General features: G+C 42.6%; 16 protein-coding genes. 9 read left to right on the forward strand and 7 right to left on the reverse strand.

All coding sequences use genetic code 11. From position 1 onward, the window contains the following. Window positions 1-828: 828 nt before the first annotated feature. From QTN47_RS19990 to QTN47_RS20000, 3 genes are read right to left on the reverse strand one after another with little or no spacing between them, the layout of a single operon-like run. Entirely contained in the window at window positions 829-1,884 is a 1,056-nt protein-coding gene (locus tag QTN47_RS19990) for a glycosyltransferase family 9 protein (RefSeq protein ID WP_369331189.1), read from the reverse strand. 13 nt (window positions 1,885-1,897) lie between these two features. Next, window positions 1,898-2,875: a glycosyltransferase family 2 protein gene (locus QTN47_RS19995; RefSeq protein ID WP_369331190.1), complete on the reverse strand. Its 978-nt coding sequence runs from the start codon at window positions 2,873-2,875 to the stop codon at window positions 1,898-1,900. A gap of 12 nt (window positions 2,876-2,887) precedes the next feature. Continuing rightward, window positions 2,888-4,603 (reverse strand): carbamoyltransferase family protein, encoded by a 1,716-nt coding sequence (locus QTN47_RS20000; protein ID WP_369331191.1) that lies wholly within the window; start codon window positions 4,601-4,603, stop codon window positions 2,888-2,890. A 229-nt stretch (window positions 4,604-4,832) separates the two neighbouring features. Between QTN47_RS20000 and QTN47_RS20005 the strand changes: the two genes are divergently transcribed. From QTN47_RS20005 to QTN47_RS20020, 4 genes are read left to right on the forward strand one after another with little or no spacing between them, the layout of a single operon-like run. Continuing rightward, on the forward strand, window positions 4,833-5,825 hold the full coding sequence (locus QTN47_RS20005; protein ID WP_369331192.1) for a glycosyltransferase family 4 protein: 993 nt from the start codon (window positions 4,833-4,835) through the stop codon (window positions 5,823-5,825). Continuing rightward, window positions 5,800-7,173, forward strand: a complete 1,374-nt coding sequence (locus tag QTN47_RS20010; protein WP_369331193.1) for a glycosyltransferase family 4 protein — start codon at window positions 5,800-5,802, stop codon at window positions 7,171-7,173. The genes QTN47_RS20005 and QTN47_RS20010 overlap by 26 nt, the downstream gene beginning before the upstream one ends. Next, window positions 7,166-7,744, forward strand: a complete 579-nt coding sequence (locus tag QTN47_RS20015; protein ID WP_369331194.1) for a D-glycero-alpha-D-manno-heptose-1,7-bisphosphate 7-phosphatase — start codon at window positions 7,166-7,168, stop codon at window positions 7,742-7,744. Before QTN47_RS20010 ends, QTN47_RS20015 begins: the two co-directional genes overlap by 8 nt. A gap of 2 nt (window positions 7,745-7,746) precedes the next feature. Continuing rightward, window positions 7,747-8,868 (forward strand): glycosyltransferase family 9 protein, encoded by a 1,122-nt coding sequence (locus QTN47_RS20020; RefSeq protein ID WP_369331195.1) that lies wholly within the window; start codon window positions 7,747-7,749, stop codon window positions 8,866-8,868. A 129-nt stretch (window positions 8,869-8,997) separates the two neighbouring features. On the opposite strand, the gene QTN47_RS20025 is transcribed toward QTN47_RS20020, so the two are convergent. After that, window positions 8,998-9,900, reverse strand: coding sequence for an SDR family NAD(P)-dependent oxidoreductase (locus tag QTN47_RS20025; RefSeq protein WP_369331196.1), 903 nt, complete (start codon window positions 9,898-9,900; stop codon window positions 8,998-9,000). Window positions 9,901-10,246: 346 nt separating this feature from the next. On the opposite strand from QTN47_RS20025, the gene QTN47_RS20030 reads away from it, so the two are divergent. Next, the gene (locus QTN47_RS20030; protein ID WP_369331197.1) at window positions 10,247-12,013 is read left to right on the forward strand and encodes a thiamine pyrophosphate-dependent enzyme; all 1,767 of its coding nucleotides are present in this window, start codon (window positions 10,247-10,249) and stop codon (window positions 12,011-12,013) included. Between the two features lie 228 nt (window positions 12,014-12,241). On the opposite strand, the gene QTN47_RS20035 is transcribed toward QTN47_RS20030, so the two are convergent. After that, the gene (locus tag QTN47_RS20035) at window positions 12,242-14,638 is read right to left on the reverse strand and encodes a PAS domain-containing sensor histidine kinase (protein ID WP_369331198.1); all 2,397 of its coding nucleotides are present in this window, start codon (window positions 14,636-14,638) and stop codon (window positions 12,242-12,244) included. 591 nt (window positions 14,639-15,229) lie between these two features. Here QTN47_RS20035 and QTN47_RS20040 point away from each other — a divergent pair. From QTN47_RS20040 to QTN47_RS20050, 3 genes are all read left to right on the forward strand, one after another. Beyond that, window positions 15,230-16,294 carry a sensor histidine kinase gene (locus tag QTN47_RS20040; RefSeq protein WP_369331199.1) on the forward strand — a complete coding sequence of 355 codons (1,065 nt, stop codon included), beginning with the start codon at window positions 15,230-15,232 and terminating at the stop codon, window positions 16,292-16,294. Between the two features lie 45 nt (window positions 16,295-16,339). Beyond that, the gene (locus QTN47_RS20045) at window positions 16,340-16,600 is read left to right on the forward strand and encodes a hypothetical protein (protein ID WP_369331200.1); all 261 of its coding nucleotides are present in this window, start codon (window positions 16,340-16,342) and stop codon (window positions 16,598-16,600) included. 146 nt (window positions 16,601-16,746) lie between these two features. Next, complete coding sequence (locus QTN47_RS20050; RefSeq protein ID WP_369331201.1) at window positions 16,747-18,762, forward strand: PAS domain-containing sensor histidine kinase; 2,016 nt, start codon at window positions 16,747-16,749, stop codon at window positions 18,760-18,762. 3 nt (window positions 18,763-18,765) lie between these two features. Here QTN47_RS20050 and QTN47_RS20055 read toward each other — a convergent pair whose 3' ends face one another. Both QTN47_RS20055 and QTN47_RS20060 read right to left on the reverse strand, forming a co-directional pair. Continuing rightward, on the reverse strand, window positions 18,766-19,965 hold the full coding sequence (locus QTN47_RS20055; RefSeq protein WP_369331202.1) for a sensor histidine kinase: 1,200 nt from the start codon (window positions 19,963-19,965) through the stop codon (window positions 18,766-18,768). Window positions 19,966-20,360: 395 nt separating this feature from the next. After that, window positions 20,361-20,612 (reverse strand): hypothetical protein, encoded by a 252-nt coding sequence (locus QTN47_RS20060; protein ID WP_369331203.1) that lies wholly within the window; start codon window positions 20,610-20,612, stop codon window positions 20,361-20,363. Between the two features lie 614 nt (window positions 20,613-21,226). On the opposite strand from QTN47_RS20060, the gene QTN47_RS20065 reads away from it, so the two are divergent. Beyond that, a complete protein-coding gene (locus tag QTN47_RS20065; RefSeq protein WP_369331204.1) occupies window positions 21,227-21,832 on the forward strand; it encodes a COG3650 family protein in 606 nt (201 codons plus the stop codon). The last annotated feature ends 137 nt before the right edge of the window (window positions 21,833-21,969 follow it).

Consider the following 21,969-nt stretch of genomic DNA (forward strand, 5'->3'; position numbering starts at 1 on the left):
TCCTGTTTCGATTTTTCGTAAACGCTCGTAATAAGTACGAATTACGAAGTACGAAGTACGTGGGTGCGATCCTGTTTCGATTTTTCGTAAACGCTCGTACTAAGTACGAATTACGAAGTACGAAGTACGTGGGTGCGATCCTGTTTCGATTTTTCGTAAACGCTCGTACTAAGTACGAATTACGAAGTACGTGGGTGCAGGCTTGCTCAGTTTATTCGTAAACGCTCGTAATAAGTACGAATTACGAAGTACGAAAGACGCTGGAACTAGCGGTTGCGATCTACTCATTCATTCCGCTACTTAAAAATGAACAAGTCCAAATAACTCTAATCGACAGGGTTTGGCACTTCGTAACTCGTAATTATTTATAACTCGTACTTATACTAATTCATTCAATTAGCTTGCCACAACTTCATATTTTAAACTGTTACAAGCAATCTGCCTGCTGCACCAACGTACTTCGTACTTCGTAATTCGTACCTGGCAATTACCGTCAGCCTATTGCACCTTGCGTACTTCGTACTTCATAATTCGTACCTGGCAATTACCGTCAGCCTGTTGCACCTTGCGTACTTCGTACTTCGTAATTCGTACCTGGCAATTACCGTCAGCCTGTTGCACCTTGTGTACTTCGTAATTCGTACCTGGCAATTACCGTCAACCTGTTGCACCTTGCGTACTTCGTACTTCGTAATTCGTACCTGGCAATTACTGTCTGCCTGCTGCACCTTACGCACTTCGTACTTCGTAATTCGTACCTGGCAATTACCGTCAGCCTGTTGCACCTTGCGTACTTCGTACTTCGTAATTCGTACCTGGCAATTACCGTCAGCCTGTTGCACCTTGCGTACTTCGTACTTCGTAATTCGTACTTAAAGGATTTATCATCTGCTTGCTGTTTATCCTGTCCATCAATTCATACAGCTCATTAAACACGTTTTCAAGCGATGGCTTTTCGAGCCAATTAATGGTTGTATGAATTTGTTTGTTCATTGCTCCCCAGCGCCCGGGTTCGCCATCCATGCTTATGATCAGACTTGGCGTTCCGGTTGCAGCTGCAATATGCGATACGCCTGTGCAGTTTGCAATAAGCAGCGCCGCATGCCTGATGAGATAAGCCACTGCACCCAGGCTTGTCTTGCCGCTTACATCTATGGCCTTATGTTTCATACACTTCATTACTTCTTCCACAATGTATTGTTCGCTGGGCGTTCCTGTAATCAGCACGATGTATCCCTGTTCAATACAGTGGTCAGCAAGAATCGCGAAATCCTGTGGCGGCCATCGTCTCCAATCACCTCTTGAACCGGGATGAAGACATATATAACGTTTATCAATAACAGGCAGGTAAAGACTGTTGACTTCCTCAACATCGCCCGGCAGTTCAGGAAATTCCATATAGGTTCCGCATGATGGGATACCCAGATGTTCCATTAGTTTTATGTGGCGGATCACTTCATGCTCTTTAGCCGGATATTCCGGAAACAATTGGTTGTCCGTTTTGCTCTCTTGGTTGTGAAAGCCGGCCAGATATCTGCAGTTCCACTCCTTCATCATATCATTTACCACGGTTCCGTTACCCTGCATCTGCAATACAAGATCAAACTGCTCCTCACCGAGTCTTTGCAAAAAAGAACGGTAAGCTTGCTCATCATACAGTTGTTCGGGCAGTCCGGGATAACCGGGAAAATGAATAAACCCGTCAAAATAACCAGGGAACCGTTTAAGCAAGACTCCTGCCCACGGCAAGCCAAGCAACGTTATACGTGCATCAGGATAACTTTTGCGAAGTGCTCTCAGCGCAGGAATAACGCATAACATATCTCCCAGCTGCAAGGCCCTGAACACTGCAATCTTTTTTATTTTTTCTTGTGATAACAGCATTGGAATAAATTTATCAGAGAAACATCACCTTGAATTTAAATGAACCATAAAGCCGCCAGTATACAGATAAAAATGGAATGAGTATAGACGTGATGATCATCTCCAGCACGTGGCTAATTGACTTTGATGTATGCCTGAGCCTTTTATAAGTGAACAACACTGCAAACACAAGCCAAAATGGAAAACCAGCCAGGAACAGCGTCATATTATTTGCAAGAATAGCTATAAGCATTACGGTTACGCTCAACCAGTTCATGTAAAATTTCCAGATTGTGGTGTTGTGCAACTTTATCCTGTACTTTTCAGGATGCAGTTTATAAAGTAGTGCATTGTACATGCTTTTCCTTTGCTCTTTCAGGCTTATACCCCAACCCGCCGGCCTTACCGGATGGGTTACAACAGCGCCTTCGGCTTTAACAATAGGAATGTTGTTACCCAACAGACGAAATTGTAGTTCACTGTCTTCACACCACGCCATTTTAAACTGTTCATTAAATCCATTCACTTGTTGCAATGCAGTTTTTGAACATGCACAGTTCGCAGTTATAAACTCAGCATTCTGCAGCAAAGTTGTGTTCCATTCATAATCGGTCGGGCGCCCGCATGCGGGCACTATTACCTTCCCTGTAAAGCAAACAACAGAAGCTGCGGCCAGGTTATATGCTGCCCAGTATTCACTTACAAAACCTGATGAAGGTATACAGTCATCATCTGTAAAAACAATCAGCTCGCCCTGAGCATTTTTCCACCCAATATTTCTTGCGGCTGCGGGTCCGCCTTTTTCTTTTGGCGAAATGCAATGAAGAAATGTGTTGGTAAGAGAAAATGTCTGAACCAGGTTACATGCTTCTTCATCTTCGCCGTCCGTAACAACAATTACTTCATAATCATTTCGGTCAAAATCCTGGTTTATCAAAGCCTGTAAGCATTTGCTCAGCAACGGTGCACGCTTGTACGTGGGAACAACAACAGACACTTTAACTTCACTCATTTGCGACTACTTTTATTTTTCCAGCAAAAACGAATTAATAACAAGGGCATCAAAAGGCGATGTCCAGAAACATTCAATCGCATCACGCGGGGAACAAACAATTGGTTCGCCACGGGTATTAAAAGATGTATTGATTAATACAGGCACACCTGTAATTTTTTTGAATTCACTCAACAGATCATAGTAAGCCGGATGTTGACTTCTGTTTACCGTCTGTATCCTTGCAGTGCCGTCAACGTGTGTAACGGCAGGAATCTTTGCCGCTTTATCTTTCTTCACATTATATACAAACAGCATAAACGGTGAGTAACCTCCGTTCTGGAACCATGTGGCCACATCTTCTTCCATAACAACCGGAGCTACAGGGCGGAAATCTTCGCGATCTTTTATTTCATTCAATTTTGCCTGCATGGATGCATTTAAAGGCGATGCCAGGATTGAGCGCCCACCAAGTGCACGCGGACCAAACTCCATCCTTCCCTGGTACCAGCCAATCACTTTATCGTCAGCGAGCAAAGCCGCTGTTTCCCTGGCAACATTGGTCATCTTTTTGTAACGCACTTTTGTCCATTTCAAAAAACTTTCTATCTCATCATCTTTGTATTCAGGCCCCAGGTAAGCATCCTGCATAACATAAGTTCGTTTGTTTGTAGTACGCGTATTAATATCTGTCCACATAGCAGCACCTAATGCCGTACCTGCATCGCCGGCCGCGGGTTGTACCCAGATTTGTTTGAATGCACTTTTATCGCGCAGCCTCGCATTCATCACGCAATTCAGTGCTACTCCGCCTGCAAGGCACAAATTTTCCATGCCGGTAGTCTCGTGTACCCAGTCTATAAGTTTTAACACAGTTTCTTCAAGTACCTGCTGTAATGAATGTGCAATATTGAAATGCTGTGCTTCAAAGGGCTCATTCCGTTTTCGTTGCGGACCGAAACAGGCTTCCAGATCAACGTCATTAATCGTGTAAGTTCCGTTGTCCGCAACATGGATCATTGAGCGGAACTGATGAACGTAGTCCGGCTTGCCGTAAGAAGCCAGCGCCATCACTTTATACTCGTCTGAAGAATGTAAAAAGCCAAGATGTGTTGTAATTTTTTCATACAACAAGCCAAGAGAATGAGGCATGTGTATTTCTTTCAGCAAGGTAAGCGTGTCGCCATCACCGGTGTAATAACTGGTAGTGGCACGTTCACCACGCCCGTCAATGGTAACAACAGCAGCCTTTTCAAAAGGTGACGGATAAAACGCACTTGCAGCATGTGCAATATGATGTGGCACAAAGTGCCAGGAAAAATCAGCGGGCTTTGTGCCCGCAAATCTTTTTTGCAGGTGGTGGGGATATCCGTCAATTAACTGTGCCGGAGCATTTACGATCTGCGATAGAAATAAGGGATCCCACTCAGAATAATCCTGCTCGTTACGTGTTGAAGGTTCTGGTTGCAACGGCAAACTGATGTGACCGTTGTGACTTACATCTTTCAGTAATATGAAAGGATCGAATGAATAAGCTACATGATCAACTTCCGACAGATGTATTCCGGCATAGTTCAAACAATAATCAATTGCATGAAATGGCAGCTCGTAGGTTGAAAAAGGGACCGGACGCTTTCCATGTTTAATATGTGTAAATCTTTCCTCTTCTGCCGCGGCCAGCAGTTTTCCATCCTTGATAATACAAGCCGCTGAGTCGTGAAAAACTGCATTGATCCCAAGTGTATACATACACAACATTTAAAGACGTGAAACACATTCGCATCAAAATGCAGACCACACAAGCGTTTCATAAGACACTTATTTTAAAACAGACAAAATTGTGGACAACCGGAGACATCTATGTGACTATGTAGAACACTTACTACAATGAATAACACCTTACACAGACAATTCAGGCGTAAATAAAGAATGGCACCATTTTAAACAAGTGTAAGCATACTTGTTAACATACGACCACATGAAGAACAGCAACCGTTTAAACATTTTTACATGGCACATTCATGGCAGCTATTTGTATTATCTTTCACAGGGCGATTTCAACATTTATATTCCGGTAAAAGAAAATAAAGAAGAAGGCTATTATGGACGTGGAGAAACATTTCCTTTCAATGACAACGTTATAGAAGTTGAATCAGGTGATGTCAGGTTTCTACAACTGGATTGCATTTTATTTCAAACAAACGCCAATTATCTCGTAGATCAGTATGAGATACTAAGTGAAGAACAACGAAAGTTACCGCGCATATATCTTGAACACGATCCACCACTAAAACAGCCTGCAGACACTAGGCATATTATGAACGACCCGGATGTATGCCTGGTTCATGTAACACATTACAACAAGCTGATGTGGGACAACGGAGTTCCCATGGTCAGCGTAATTGAACATGGCATCACATCTTCTCCTGCCACCTACTCAGGTCATCTCAACAAAGGCATTGTTGTTATAAACCACCTGTATCAACGCGGAAGAAAACTGGGCGCTGATATCTATGACGAAGTCCGCAAGCAGGTTCCGCTTGACCTGATCGGCATGGGCACAGAGGCGTATGGCGGATTAGGAGAAGTGCTGCATCCCGATATTCCTGCATTCATCGGCCAGTACAGGTTCTTCTTTAATCCCATCCGTTATACAAGTCTTGGGCTTTCCTTCCTCGAAGCTATGATGATGGGCTTGCCGGTAGTGGCGCTTGCAACTACGGAATACAGCACTGTGATTGAAAATGAGAAAAATGGCTTTGTTCATACAGACATTGATTACCTCGTGGATAAAATGAAACTGCTTTTGGATGAACCGCCACTTGCAGAAAAAATTGGATTAGCAGGAAAGCAGACAGTAGAACAGAAATATAATATTAACAGGTTCACAAAAGATTGGGAAACGCTTTTCCATTTTGTGATCGATAACACTAAAAGCAGCAATCATGAAAAAAAGATTAGCATTTATTAGTGACCATGCATCACCACTTGCCTTACTTGGAGGAGTTGACGCCGGTGGTCAGAATGTTTATGTAGCAGAGCTTGCCAAACAACTTACCTCGCTTGATTATGAAGTTGACATTTATACACGTAAGGATAACATTAGCCAGCAGGAAATCGTAGAATGGCAGCCTGGTATACGGGTTATCCATATTAAAGCAGGTCCGGAAGCGTACGTGGAAAAAGAACAACTACTGCCCCACATGAACGAGTTCACCCATAACATGGTTTCCTTTATAAAACGAAATGATGAAGACTACATGCTCATTCACGCCAACTTTTTCATGTCGGGATGGGTTGCTTCAGCACTAAAAAAAGAATTGAATATTCCTTATGTCATTACTTTTCACGCGCTGGGTCTTGTTCGTAAAATGCATCAGAAGGAAATGGATAAATTTCCTGAAAACAGGGCCGATATTGAAAAGTTTATCTGTCGCGATGCCGACCATATTATAGCAGAATGTCCACAGGACAAAGATGACCTTGTTACCCTGTATAAGGCAGACCCGAAAAAGATCAGCATCATTCCCTGCGGTTTCAACACAAGTGAATTTCACCCGATAAATAAGTTGCATGCAAGAAAATTTCTACACTTAGAACCTTCAGAAAAAATCATACTTCAACTTGGAAGAATGGTTCCGCGGAAGGGGATTGACAATGTTATACGCGCCTTGGGTTTGCTTAGTAACAGCATTTACAGCGTAAAACTTGTGATTGTTGGCGGTGAAGGAGAAGATGTGGTATTTACTAACTCACCGGAACGAAAAAGACTGCAACAGATAGCAGATGAAGCAGGCATTAGTGCCAACGTTGTTTTTGCAGGCCGCAAGAACAGGGATGTTTTGAAATATTATTACGCCGCCGCAGATATCTTTATTACAACTCCATGGTACGAACCCTTCGGCATAACTCCGTTAGAGGCTATGGCTTGCGGCACGCCAGTTATCGGATCAGCGGTTGGGGGTATCAAGCACACTGTTAAAGACGGACACACAGGATTTCTCGTTCCTCCAAACGATGCAAAGGCATTGGCTGAAAAAATGGAACTGCTGCTCAACGATAGCCTCTTACTGGAAAGTATGAGCTATAACGCTATAAAACGTGTAAATAAACGCTTTACCTGGACACAGGTAGCCCAAATGGCAGACAGCGCCTATGCAACTATTTGCGCGCCGCAGTGGCTACCGGTTAGTGAAAAGGATGAAAAAACAGATCTGTTAGAAACCATTAAGCAACATATCAGGCTGCTTAGGGACGCAATTCTGCAGTCAATGATGGATATCCAACCTAAAAAAGAAATAAAACTAAGCGATGAATAAAGCAGTATTTATTGACAAAGACGGCACACTCATTAAAGACGTTCCATACAATGTAAATCCTGAGCTGATCTTCTTAAATGATAACATAGCAGAAGTTCTGTCTATCCTAAGAGACAATGGATATTTATTAATACTGGTCTCTAACCAGGCCGGAATAGCAAAAGGTTTTTTTAGTAAAGAGGAATTGATGATAGCCAGCTCAAAAATTATTGAACTGCTTGCCGAAGAGAGCGCTTACCTGGATGCTTACTATTATTGTCCACATCACCCGGAAGGGACGATGCCGGAATTTTCAGTTTCATGCAGCTGCAGAAAGCCTGCGCCGGGCATGTTGTTGATGGCCGCCAGGGAGCATAACATTGACCTGTCCCAATCATGGATGATCGGAGATATCCTGGACGATATGGAAGCAGGCAAACGCGCTGGTTGTAAGACGATCTTCTATAACAACGGAAATGAAACAGCATGGGAAATGAATGCTTTCAGAAAGCCGGACTACGTTATAAGTGATCTGCTGGAAGCCGCCGGTATTATTTATGGAAAACAAGAATACAGTGTCGGCAATTTTTAACTATGACAAACTGGAACACCTGCAGAAATGTATTATGTATAAGGGCAGACAACATGGGTGATGTTATTATGAGCGGGCCTGCAATAAGATCATTAAAACAACATCCGGGCTGTAAGATCACTTTGCTTACTTCTGCCGCGGGCAGTCTTATAGCACCTTTCATGCCAGCAGTAGATGATGTGATGGTCGCCGATCTGCCATGGGTTCAAACAACAAAAGGCATTAATGCTGCAGCCTGCACACAACTGATAGCTGATCTGAAAAGCAAAGAATTTGATGCAGTGATCATCTTTACGGTGTATAGCCAGTCCCCGCTCCCATCCGCGCTTATCGCATATATGGCCGGCATACCGCTCCGGCTTGCATACTGCAGAGAAAATCCGTATGGCTTACTAACAGACTGGGTGCCGGACAAAGAGCCTTATTGCAGTATCATGCACCAGGTGGAAAGGGATTTGTTGTTGCTCTCAAAAATCAACATCGGCATGAAACATGAAGCTTCCGCCGCTGTGCTCACTCTTGTCAACTTTCAAAATTATAAAGGCACACTGGATTCAAAGCTGCATCAGAAGGGCGTGTCCACTTTCAAAAAGTACATACTATTGCATGCGGGTGTGTCTGATGCAAAACGAACCTATCCGGTTGAAAAATGGCGTGAGCTTTTAAAGTTGCTCAGGGATCTTGAATACGAGATTATATTAACAGGTTCTGTATCAGAAAGAGCACTTGCCGGTGACATAATACATGACAGCAAAACTTCCGGCATACACAACATAGCTGGCGAACTGAACATCGGTGAATGGATTTCACTTATCAGCAATGCAGCGCTTGTTGTTTCGGTCAACACATCCACCATACACATTGCAGCCGCGGTTAAAACACCTGTAATCGTGTTGTATGCGCTCACCAATCCGCAACATACACCATGGAACGCTATTTCAAAAGTGTTGCCTTATTCCATAAGCAGCGATATGCAGAGTAAGAATGAGGTAATTCAGTATGTCAATAAAACTTATTATGGCACGTATGTGCCGGTTCCTGAACCTGCTGAGATTTTTATGCACGCTCAACAACTGCTGGGGGCGCGGTCGATAGAAAATTTTGCAGGCGTTGTATCTGTATAAAAAAGAATGAACCGGCAAAACCGGCCCATTCATATGAAGAAAGCAGGAAAGCAATAGCAAATCAATTTTATTTGTTCAGGTCCGTGAGACACGGACCCGGGCCACGGACCCAGGCTTAAGCAATTACAGTTACAAATCATTGCTTCCCGACCCTGCCGACGATTCTATATGCTCGCGCTCTTTCCGGGAAGCATCGTGTTCAGGCGATGTTCGTTTGGGATCATTTGACTGGCTCGGTTCCATCAGCTTTCGGGAACCTGAAGCTGCTGCAGCGTCAGACATCATATTGGATCTGAACACGTGCATTTTTGTTTTACCACCGGAAATGACTCTGTCTTCTCCCCGCATCAAAGCCTCATAACCGTCTTTTGCCACATCTGCGGGATCCTGCAGTTCCTGTTCTTTGTAAGCGACTGTATCTTCAGCGTGTGCCTTATGAAAAAAGTCCGTATCACTGGCTCCGGGCAATAACGCGGTTACCACTACATCAGTATCTTTCAGCTCATTCGCAAGCGATGCAGTAAAGGATAACAAAAATGCTTTTGTTGCTGCGTACACAGAAAGCAATGGCATCGGTGTTTTTCCAGCCTCTGATGCAACCTGCAAAATGCGTCCTTCATTGCGTGTCACCATGTCCTTAAGGAAGTACCAGGTCAGCGATACAAGAGAAGAAATATTCAACTGAATAATATCAAGCATGCGCTGAAGGTCTATATCCACAAACCTGCCCCATTCTCCTTGTCCCGCATCATTAACAAGCGCATTTATATTAATGCCCATCTCAGTAACCTTATCATACACTTTTTTTGCACAGTCTTTTTCAAAGAGATCGCATTCAAAAGGTGTTACTTCAACGCCAAACTTATTTTTTATTTCAACAGTCACTTCATCCAGCCGCTCCTTACTTCGCGCAACCAGTACAAGATTATAACCATCCCGGGCAAAGAGTTTTGAAAACTCGTAACCGAAACCACTTGTTGCACCGGTAATCAATGCATACTTATTTCTGTTTTCCATATTTATGTCTGCCATAAATGTTGTTTTTAAAGTACAGCATTGGCAAGCACTCAAATTGTGCCATAGTTATCCATAGGCTAAGTGTGAAACAGCTACAGGCCACATTGGGTAAACAGTCTACATTTCAAGAACGAATTGCATCCGGGCTACGCTGAATTATTTACCTCCTTTTTTATGGCAGGTATTTTGAGGCTCTTTTCTGACAGCGATTGGTAATAACACTCTCTTCCCTGTGCCGCTTGATTTGCGCGATTATTTTGACGCAGTGTTGATTAATGTATAATGCTTTAAAAAGGTCTCCCTTTATCATTACAACACATTCCGATCAGGCGGCATTTTTATTCATGTTAAATGAAATGGTATGTACATAAGTTTTCCGGATAACCACGGGCATCAAAAAAGCCCTTCGCCAGAAACCGCCACAACAACAATGGCAACATTAAAGCAACAGACAGATTTCCAAGCTCAACCGGATGACACAACATCCGATATTATCGTTGATAAACTTATTGCCTGGAATGTTGAAGTTGTATTTGGCCTTGTTGGTGATGGCATTAATCCGTTGATGGAAGCGTTTCGCAAAAAGGAGGACAAGATCAGATTCATTACCGTAAGACACGAAGAAGCAGCAGCATTTATGGCTTCCGGTTATTATAAATTCAGTGGCAAGCTTGGAGCCTGTATTGCAACAACAGGCCCCGGCGCTGTACATTTACTCAACGGTCTTTACGATGCGGCGATGGAAGATGCGGCAGTCATAGCGATCACCGGTTCTACCTATCATGACCTTGCTGGAACATTTTACACACAGGAGATTGATACCATTTCACTCTTTAAAAATATTGCAGTTTACAATCAGCAAATTACCGGGCCAACGCATGCGCAAACAATTGTAGACATTGCCTGCCGCACGGCACTTTCCACTCCCGGTGTAACGCATATAACAGTTCCGGTAGACGTTCAGCAGATGCCGCTCGCCAAGGATAAACGATCCAGGAAATCAGGCATGCTCAAAGGCTCATCTACCTACCTGCCCAGGATAGTTGTGCCGGATGAACAGGAATTGGATATATTGGCAAGTATTCTTAATGATGGTGAATCAGTTATGATACTGGCCGGCCGCGGTGCGTTGAATGCCAGGGCCGAAATTGAACAGATCGCGGAAAAACTGGGCGCACCCGTAGCCAAAGCATTACTCGGCAAAGCGGTATTGCCCGATGATTCGCCTTACACAACAGGCGGCACCGGACGACTGGGAACATGGCCCTCGCAACAACTTATGAAGGAATGCGACACCCTTTTTATTATTGGAAGCACCATGCCTCATCTCGAATATTATCCTGATCCGGAAAAAGCAAAAGCGGTACAGATCGATCGCAATCCCCAAAAGTTAGGCATGCGTTTTCCGATTGATGCGGGTGTAAGCGGAGATGTAAGGGCAACGCTTCAGGCCTTGATTCCAAGACTGAAAGATAATTCAGAGAAAAACTTTCTGAAGAAAGCACAACAGTTAATGGCTGAATGGAAACAATGCATCAATAAAATGGAGATGCAAAAAACCTCACCCGTAAAACCGCCATTTCTTGTTGCGGAAGTAAGCAAGCTCCTGAAAGAAGATGCATTGATCTCAATAGACACAGGTGCACACACGGTTTTTACAGCAAGACATTTACAGATTACCGCACAACAGCAAATTGCAGTTTGCGGCAATCTCGCCAGCATGGCGCCGGGCCTGCCCTATGCAATTGCAGCGCAGATAGCTTTTCCTAAAAGTCAGTCTGTCGCAATGGTTGGTGATGGCAGCTTTACCATGCTGATGGGTGAATTGGCAACTGCCAGGATGTATAACCTGCCCGTAAAGATTATCATATTCAAAAACAACTCGCTGGCTATGGATAAGTTTGAACAGGAAGAGATTGGCAATAAAGGTTTTGCAATACAACTTCAGCCTGTAGACTTTGCAAAAGTGGCTACAGCATTTGGCGTTGAAGGCTATGCCTGCAGCAATTCGGAAGAGTTGCCATCTGTATTGGAGAAGGCGTTTGCTTCAACCGAACCTGCAGTGATCGAAATATCCGTAGATCCCGACGAAGCACCGGATCCTCCTGAAAAGATTATGAAGGGTTGAGGAAGCTTGCAGCTATCAGCTTTCAGCTTTCAGCTTTCAGCTATTAGCTATTAGCTCTTAGCTACCAGGTAAAAGGCGTAAGGCATAAGGCGGATCGCATTAGCTTACGATCTTTCCATCTTACTTTCTTACTATCTTACTATCTTACATGTCTTTTTCTGGTCTTACGGTCTTACGGTCTTACGGTCTTACGGTCTTACGGTCTTACTGTCTTACGGTCTTACTGTCTTATTCCGGAAAAAAGCAATGAAAAACAGATCCTGCTTTCGCTTTGCTTTCAGCCACAACAAACCCTCCGTGCAGCTCCATGATTTTCCGGCATATTGCGAGCCCAATACCCGAGCCTTTATATTTTGTTTTGTCGTGAATACGGTAAAACGTTTCAAATATTTTTTCTGATTCTTCCTGCGGAAAGCCAATACCGTTATCTTCTATAGAAATTACCTTGTACCATGTATCCTGGAGTGCCAGTGAAACAGGTAATGAGACTCCGGATCTGCGATCAGCTTTTACCTGTATGATGGGCGGGCGTTCGGGATGGCGGAACTTGAATGCGTTATCAAATAGCTGTCCGAACAGGATAACCAGTAATTGCGGAAATCCGGTTATTGTTGGAAGTGCTTGCGATTTTATCTCTCCCACTATATCATTTATTCTGTCCTGTATGCCGGCTATTGCAGTTGACATCACGTCATTTAAGTTAACGGATTCAGCCAAATTTCCCGCTGCATGTATGCCGGAGAACATAACGATATCATCAGTCAGTAACTTAAGTTTCTGTATTGCACTCTGCGCCCTGCGAACATTGGCTTTACCTGCATCACTTAAATGCTTCGCATCTTTTGTAACAATAAATTCCAGGTTGGTATACAACGTTTGCAGCGTTTCTCTATACTGACTCGCGATAAGTGAATTAAATGTATTCAGTTCAGCATGAAGAGACTCCAACTTACGGTTCTTTACCACAAGGCTTTTATTCAACTCATAAATCTTGTCTTCTGCCTTCTTCCTTTGCGTTACATCCATTAAAGTGCCTACAAGTTTTTCTCTTGTGTTTTCCTTTATTAGCTGACCGACTGCATATATATACCGTATCTCTCCTTCTGCAGTAAGCACGCGATATTCGTAACTGGATCTAAATGCGTCTTCCTCAGTCGGCCGCGTCAACGCCTGTAACATAATACGTTCCCTGTCTTCAGGATGTATGGCTGCCAGGAATTTTTCCAGGCCTGGCTCAAAAGAAAACGGCTCGTAACCCAACAATTTAAAAGTATTTTCAGCCCATATCACCTGGCCGGATGTAAGATCCCATTGCCAGTTTCCTATACTCGCAATCTTTTCAGCCTGCCTGTCAATTTCCAGTTGAATCCTGACCTTTTCTTCCGCCTGTCTTTTTTCGTGAATGTCCTGCGTAAAGGAAATCATCTGGGTTGGGTTACCTTCGGCATCTCTCTTAAATACTTTTGTGCGGGTATTAAACCAGCGTAAGCTTCCATCGGCCATAACCAGGCGAAAATCCAGATCCTTCACTTCGTGGTCCTTCATCTGGTTGTTGTTCCTGAAATCGATGAACGCTTGTAAATCGTCCTTGTAAACAATCCTGTTAAGCAGATCTTCCAGCGTCATTCCATACAATTCTGCCATTTCAAGTCCGATCACATCTTTCACGGTATGATTGGAGTAGATCAGCCGTTGAGAAACAATGTCAGAGATAGAAATAAAGTCGGGCGTTATTTTGGAGATTTCTTCAATTAAACGCTTACTTTCTTTCAATTCCTCTTCTGCTTTTTTTCGCGCCGTAATTACTTCTGTTGTAGTAATTACCAGGTCTCCCAACTTTACGGCGTTGATACTGAACCATTCATCAATATCTCCATCTGCATAATATTTTTCAATACTGATGCCGGTATCTGAAGCCATTGCATCTTTCAACATACTGATCACGCCTGTTGCTTCAGCATTCGGAAAAGCTTCCGTATATAACTTACCTATCGGCTGTTTGTTTTTAGACACAGCCAATGCCGCTGCATTCATCATAAGAATTTCGAAATCACTTACCTCCCCTTGCCCGTTGTACACAGCCTTATGGACAGTGATACAATGCGGCGAAGAATTAAAAACCGTTTGTAAAAGGTTCTTGTTGTGTTGTAATTCCCGCTCTTTTTTTAGCAGCTCGGTTATCGAATCATCCGGTACCGGCATTTCATTAACCGGTTGAAGCACAACTAATATTGTTTCGCCGGATTTTGTAATGGAACTTTTCAGCAATGAACTACCGTCGCTTTTGTTAATAACATGTGTAGTAGTAACATTACCCGGATCTTCTGCAAGTTGTGCCACTGCAAGAAAAAGCGGATCACTGTTGTAGCGGGAAAAAAGATGATCAATGTTGCCATCATACGTTGATAACAAACGCTGGGCAACGCCGTTGTGATACAGTGATTGAAAGCCATTAACACGTTCATCCGTTTCCCGTAACGGCTTAAGAAAAAGAACGCCGACGGGTATGGAATTAAGCACTCCCTGAAAAACACGACTGCTGAGCACGGATTGCAGTTCTTCAAAATCTGTCACAGAAAAAAAATCAACATTCATATACCAAATGCACGCACAGGTTTGCCGCATACATAGCTCTTTACAATTAATGTATCTGGTTTCTTAACATATAATTTTCAGGAAAAAACGTACCAGCAAAACAGGTTGTTTTGTTGAGTAACCGCAAGGAGTGTATGTATCTGGTTCTGCGTAAAGCGTGAAGCCAAAAATATAGAAAAACACAAATGATAAAAAAAAGTGCATGATTTTTTTTGTAACGGTGAGCTTTTTCAGTTGCAATCTGCTTATGCAGACGTTTGTTCAATTGCATCAGAATCAAAAAATGCCTTGCCCGGAAAAAGCCCGAATACTATTTTTTCTATGTTTTCTTGGTTAATACAAAAAAAATAGATAGATTTGTTAATACAGGCTGTAGCTCATTTTGCAGCTTTGATAATACATCCCAATCAACTTTCCCGTCGTTGCTCAGACACACTTGCAACAATTTTCAACGGCAATCTATTTAAAGGAAATAATATAAAAACTGGTCGTGCTATTTAACGATTGCGGGAATAACTCCATTGAAGGAAAAGGCATATCCAGATAGTCACATATCAACATAGCAGAACAGAGCCGCTCCTTCATGGCAGCGGCTTTTTGTTTTAACAATTAATTTATCTGATGAAAAAACATTTACTCATAACAGAAAATAAAATCAATTCCACAGGCATTCCTGTAAATGCCGCGGAGAAATCAAACATAACGACTGAACTTGAAAATAATATTTTGCAAGCCGCTCCCCTATTGAATGTCACAAATTACGTACCTGTAATTGCTTGTGCCAGTTCTTCTGAACCTGTTTGCGACGGCGAAACTTCTACCGTCAACAAAATAAAGAAAATGAAAAATGTTGTATTAGCCGGTCACGATAAAACTTCGTTTGTCACAAACAGCGAAACGGAAAAATCCCCCGTGGATTCTTACAAAGACACTATTCGGCTTTTGACGCTTGAACTGGCGGAACAACGGAGAATTGCAAAAGATTGCCAGGATATGCTGCAAAGAAAAAAAGATATTTTGTGTATTGCGAGCCATGAACTTAAAACGCCTGTAACTGCTATCCAGGGTTATGTGGACCTGTTGATTTTGCAGCAAAAAGATCTCACGGATGAATTTCTCCAAAGCTCGTTAAGGACAATAAAGCAACAGGTAAAAAATCTTACTTCCTTAATCAATAACCTGCTGGTTTCTTCTGAAAAAAAGCTTGACGAAACTGCATTTGGCAATTATAACGAGCTGATCCCTGTAGATATGCTTTTGGCTGAAATAACGAACTTTTTACAACCAACAATCAAGCACAGGCTCATTCAGGTAGGGCAGTGCAGTGCTTCAATACTTGCGAATAAATGTAGCGTTAACAGGATTTTGCTGAACATTATTTCCAATGCTGTAAAATATTCGCCTGATGCAGACACAATTATCATTTCCTGTAAAGAAACGCCCGCGGAAGTTGTAATTGGAATTACAGATTTTGGGATCGGAATTGCACCTGAGCATCAAAAAAAAATATTTACAAAGTTTTACCGCGTAAAAAGTGCTGGCAGGCAGGACCCTCATTATCTGAACCTGGGTGTGGGCCTTTTTACTGCTACAGAGCTGGTAAAAAAAATGAATGGAAAAATTTGGGTTGAAAGTGAGCCCTGCAAGGGTTCTACATTTTATATAAGTATTCCTAAAGCAAAATAAGCGCTTTAATGCAATACGCAGGCGGCCATAAATTAAATGCCTTGCATGTATATAGAACTTTCTTATCTGGAAAAGAAAATACGCGCCAATGTTATTTACAATTTCAGGCAGATGACGCGTATTATCCTGGTGAGGTTTGATAACCTGCCGGATGGCAAGGACAATGAGTTGTTTCTGTTTTTTGAAAATAACCAGTGGATTGCACCCTCAGACTTTAAAGAGTTCTATCCGGAAATGCTTGAGCAGATCATGCAAAAGCTAAAGAGTGTTTTTAACGAATTTCTTTTGACAAAGAAGACAATATAAGCTTTAACAATTCAACACTCCTTCCATAGACCGCAAGAACCATTTTAACTCAAATTACATCTGCTCCTTTGAAAAATGAGCTATTGGCAAAAAGTGTTTTTCAACATTGCTGAAAATTTTAAAACAACCATTTATTAAAACAGAACATGCAACGAACAGTTTCAAATGGTAAGGAAGGTTATACGGATAAGTTTTTTTTACCCAGGGATATCTCAATACAAAATCTGATAGATTACATGCCTATTGCCATTTATGCGTGCAGCCTGTCAGGACACATTATCTACTACAATAAGGCTGCGGAAAAACTTTGGGGATATAAACCCAAAGCCGGTGAAGACATGTGGTCTGGCTCGGCGAAATTATTCCTGCCTGACGGAGTTCCTCTTCCTATGGATAAATGGCCAATGACCATTGCTATACAACAAGGCATTTATTTGGAGGAGGAAGAAGTAGTTATTCAACAACCCGGCGGAACAAAGTTAAATGTGCTGGAACATCCTATGCCGGTGTTTGACAGCGACGGAAAACTGTTATGCATAATCAATGTGTTGCTTGATGTAACGGAACAAAGAAAAAGCGAAACAAAGCAGGCAATGCTGGCTGCCATAGTAGAATCATCAGATGACGCTATTGTAAGCAAGTCGCTGAACGGCATCATCACCAGCTGGAATTTTGGCGCGCAGGAAATGTTTGGTTACGAGGAACAGGAAATAATTGGCAAACCGATTACTACCATTATTCCAGAGCAATACCGGATGGATGAACTGATGATATTGAACAAGATAAGAAACAATGAACACGTTGAGCACTTTGAAACCTACCGGATAACAAAAGATGGCACATTAATTCCGGTGTCCCTTACCATTTCACCGATAACGGACAAAAGAGGAAATATCATCGGCGCATCAAAAATAGCCAGGAACATCAGTAAACAAAAAGAAGCGGAAAAAGCACTTCAGCACCATGCAGAAAACCTGGAAATAATGAACGGCATGGGCAAGGTGATTTCTCAAACACTGGATATTGATGTAATCCTGCAAACAGTGGCCGACTCCACCACGCGCCTTACGGGAGCTGCAATTGGTGCCTTCTTTTACAATACGGTAAATGACAAAAATGAGCCATACATGCTTTGCAGGCTAAGCGGGGCTGCCAAAGAAGCATTCGAAAATTTTGCCATACCGCGCAGCACGGCTGTTTTCAGCAGCACTTTTAACGGCGGTGCTACAATAAGATCTGACGATATTACGCACGATGAAAGATACGCCAGAAATATGCCTTTCAACGGAATGCCGGAGGGGCATTTACCTGTTGTGAGCTACCTTGCAGTACCGGTAGTGTCAAAAAACGGAAAAGTGACCGGTGGATTATTTTTCGGCCACCCTCAACCCGGCCGGTTTACGAAGGAACATGAGGACCTTGTTTCTGCTATTGCCTTACATGCAGCGATAGCACTCGATAATGCCAAGCTGTATGCAGAAGTAACGAGACTGAGTGATAAAAAAGACGAATTCATCAGCCTTGCTAGCCATGAATTAAAAACGCCTATAACCAGCCTGAGCGGATTTCTTCAACTGATCGAGGAATCGCTCGATGATGGTGACGAAAATAAAAAATTCATGAAGATCGCCCTGGCACAGGTGAAAAAACTTTCGGATCTCATTTCTGATCTGCTTGATGTATCAAAAGTTAAAGCCGGCAAGCTGCCTTTGTCATTCAGCCATTTTGATCTTGTGCAACTAACAAAGGAAGTAGTTACCCAATTTCAGTATTCGGTGAGATCGCATGCTGTTCAATTGGATTGCAAACTGGAAAAGGTCATGGTACACGGCGACAGACAACGCATCGAGCAGGTGATCATTAACCTGCTTGCCAATGCGGTTAAATATTCTCCCGGGGCAGCCGAGGTCAAAGTACTGGTAACAGGAAATAATGCAACTGCCTCTGTGTCCGTTCAGGATTTTGGAATTGGCATAGCGCCGGAATTACATCAGCATATATTTTCACGTTTTTTCCGGATTGAAGATGAAGCCAACAAACCAGGTCTTGGAATTGGTCTTTATATCTGCAAGGAAATTATACAACGTCACAGCGGCCGCCTCTGGTTAAGCAGCGTGCCTTCTGTAGGATCAATCTTTGGATTTGATATACCAGCTGCGTAATTTTCAGGCAGGGCCATTTTCTCCTGAAGTGGCCTGGCTTCCGCCATCTTCATCCATTAAGCTAAGGCAGCAATGAAAGGCAGATCCTTTGCCCGGCTGGCTTTCTACTTCTATAAAACCGCCATGTGCTTCAACAATCTTCCGGCTTATTGTGAGGCCTATGCCGGAGCCTGGGTATTCTTTGCGGGGATGGATCTTTTCGAACAACATAAAGATCTTATCAGCATCTTCCTGCGCAAAACCAATACCGTTATCCCTAACTGTTATACACAAATACGCTTTCAGGTTTGTTCCATCTCCTCCTTTATCCTGTTGGCGTTCCACATTAGCAGCAGATATGGTTATCTTTGGAATGTTGCCATCCTGCTGAAATTTGAGGGCGTTGTCAATAAGATTATAGAGCAGATATTGCAACATTTGCCTCGAGCCATACATAACAGGCAGATCATGTGCTTCAATAACCGCCTGCCTGGCTGCTATTTTCTGACGCAGCGATTCCAATACGCGTTGCAATACTTCATTCAGATCAAATCTTTCGAGTTCATTTCCTATGCTGTTGGCTGCAGAAAAAGCGAGTATGTCATCCAGCAAAAGATTCATTTTAGTTAGTGAAGACTGCATGCGGCGCAAACCGGCTTTTCCATGATTGGTAAGATTGGCTCCTTCACTCCGCACCAGTAGTTCCAGCGAAGTATACAGTTTCTTAACGGGTTCTTTAAGATCAGTACTTGTTATTGATGTAAACGTTGCCAGTTCGGCCGTTGTTTTTTCCAGTTGTTGATACTGTTTTTTCAACAACTCATTCAGCTTGTGCAACTGTTGTTCAGCTTTTATCCTGTGCGCCACATCATGCATAATATTCATCACCCCTATCCGCTTACCGTCTTCATCCTCAAGCGGAATAAAATGATTCTCGTAATAATCACGGTTGAATTTTCCCTCGGCGGCTGGTATAAAAGACTTTATTCCATCCATTGCAAGCCTGAAACCGCTCATTATCTCTTCATCCTGTTCTAATTGAGGAAACACTTTCAGCAGGTTCTTCCCCAGCACCTCATCACGTAATATTCCCGATAAAATTTCTGTTGTTTTATTCCAGGCAATTATTTTCCAATCAGTATCTATGGCCATCAACCTGTCTATGCTGGCATCATTCATCATTTCAGCAATGTTGGCACTGATTTCATTCATTTTATCTAACATAGCTTTCCCGTTTAAAACATCGTAAATATAACATGCTTTAACCTCCACGGCTACGGTTCTAAAATTAACTGAGAAACATTAGGGGCGTATGGTGCAACAGGCTGCCCCACTTACATTACAAAAAACAATGCTGCAACAAAGGTAAAATGTTTGTTCAATTTTTTAGGGGTATTTATGCAGCAAAAGCACAATATTGTTCAGCTGAGGACGTTTGCCGGTGTTGTGCTATTTTAAAATGCTGATTTTCTAAAAATATTCTTACCAAATGACATTGAGCTAAAGCCGGCAATGAATCTTTTAGGATAACCTGAACCTACCTCTGTGCAACGCTGCGTCTTCTCCTTGAACGCTGTGTAACCGTATTTTTCATTTATACCGAAACGGCCGAAGATAGTTTATCTAAACCCCTTAATATGCTCAAAAATAACAGCGCTCAACCGTTGCTCACTTTTGCCTGTTGTATTTGGAAATGGCGTTCGTTCTCCTTCTGAAAAAGTATTATCACACTCTTTTCCTAATAAACTATCAAGTTTGTGATTCATGATCCGCACATGCAGCCTCGCACCGTCTCCTGTTTCACGCCGGCGCAAAATGGCAAAATATTCTTTGCCTTCAAATTCAAATGAAAAACTTGTTACATCACTCATACAACACTATTTAAAATTGAAGGAAAAATGCATTTTAAGTGGCTCAACTAAAATGCCAAAGGCGGAACTTTTTTATAGTGCGCCGTACGCTCTCAAATGCAGTTTCACAAGTCACATATGCTCAATCAAGATTGCCGCAGCCCGCTTCTCCTTCTACAAAGTGTGTAAGTTTTTTCCAATTTTTAGGGAATTATATGCGCAGTTTCAACCCGGCCGCAAGCGTCGATTTTAATATTCGTTTTGCAGAACCAATATTATGAGTTTTCTTGGGTTTTTCTTTCGTTATATATTCCGTCAGAAAGAGACAACCAGATGCCATAGGTATTGTCGTTGCGGCGCCGCTTCTCCGCGTTCTCTGCGTGAAAAGTTTTGAATTATTCTGGCACGATATTTTGAGTATATTAATCAGAAAAACGGTGATTCCTGACAACCCAAATTCATCCCGAAAGAGATAATAGAAGTTAACAGGATAAGCGTTTACGGGCTGTACGGCATTTTTTGTTGTACAGCTTTTTTTTACATGAAACAACAATGCCCCCTTGCTCCCGTTCCGGTTAAAATAAAATGCTTCCCTCATCATATTTTTCGCAATTTAGCTATTGAAAAAGCTGGCCATGAAAAAGCTCATTCCCTTTGCATTAATGCTGGCTACATTATCCGCTTGCACTAATCCGAACACACAAAATCAGTCTGATAGCGTCGGGAACGGCACCACCGAAGACAGTTTACAGGGAAAAATTTCCGGAACGCTAAATGACACAACATCACTTATCAACAAAACTGCGGCGCTGGTAAAAACAACGCTATCCGATCTATACAAAGAGGATTTAGCTAAAAATGTGGTTGATACAGCCAGTCGAAAATTTATTTTCTCTGAACAGGATCTGAACGGCGACGGAAAGAATGAAATATTTGTTGGAACAACAGGCCCCTATTTTTGCGGCTCCGGGGGGTGTACCATTTTATTGCTGGAAAGCGACGGCAAACTGATTAACCGGTTTACGGTAATCGGTTATCCTGTGTTTGTTACAAGCGAAAAAACAAACGGATGGAACAATCTTGTTGTATCCAGCGACAATAAAAAAAGACTTCTTAAATTTGATGGAAAGAAATATCCGGAAAATCCATCTGCGCAGCCAGTCTATTCTAAAACTGTAAACGATCAGCTACCCCGCGCGCTTGATATGGATAATGATCAAAACAGGTGGTTTACTTTTTGAGTCGGCGTTCAATGTATCTTTCTAGCACGATAAAACCGGTTTTTCAAAGCTTAGGCGTTACCAATCAGTATATATTTGCATGAACAATGATGCGTTATGCGGGTCTGGCTGATAAATGCTGCGTAGGATAAAAATGG

Origin of the sequence: Danxiaibacter flavus (assembly GCF_041060425.1) — a bacterium.
GTDB classification, from domain to species: domain Bacteria; phylum Bacteroidota; class Bacteroidia; order Chitinophagales; family Chitinophagaceae; genus Danxiaibacter; species Danxiaibacter flavus.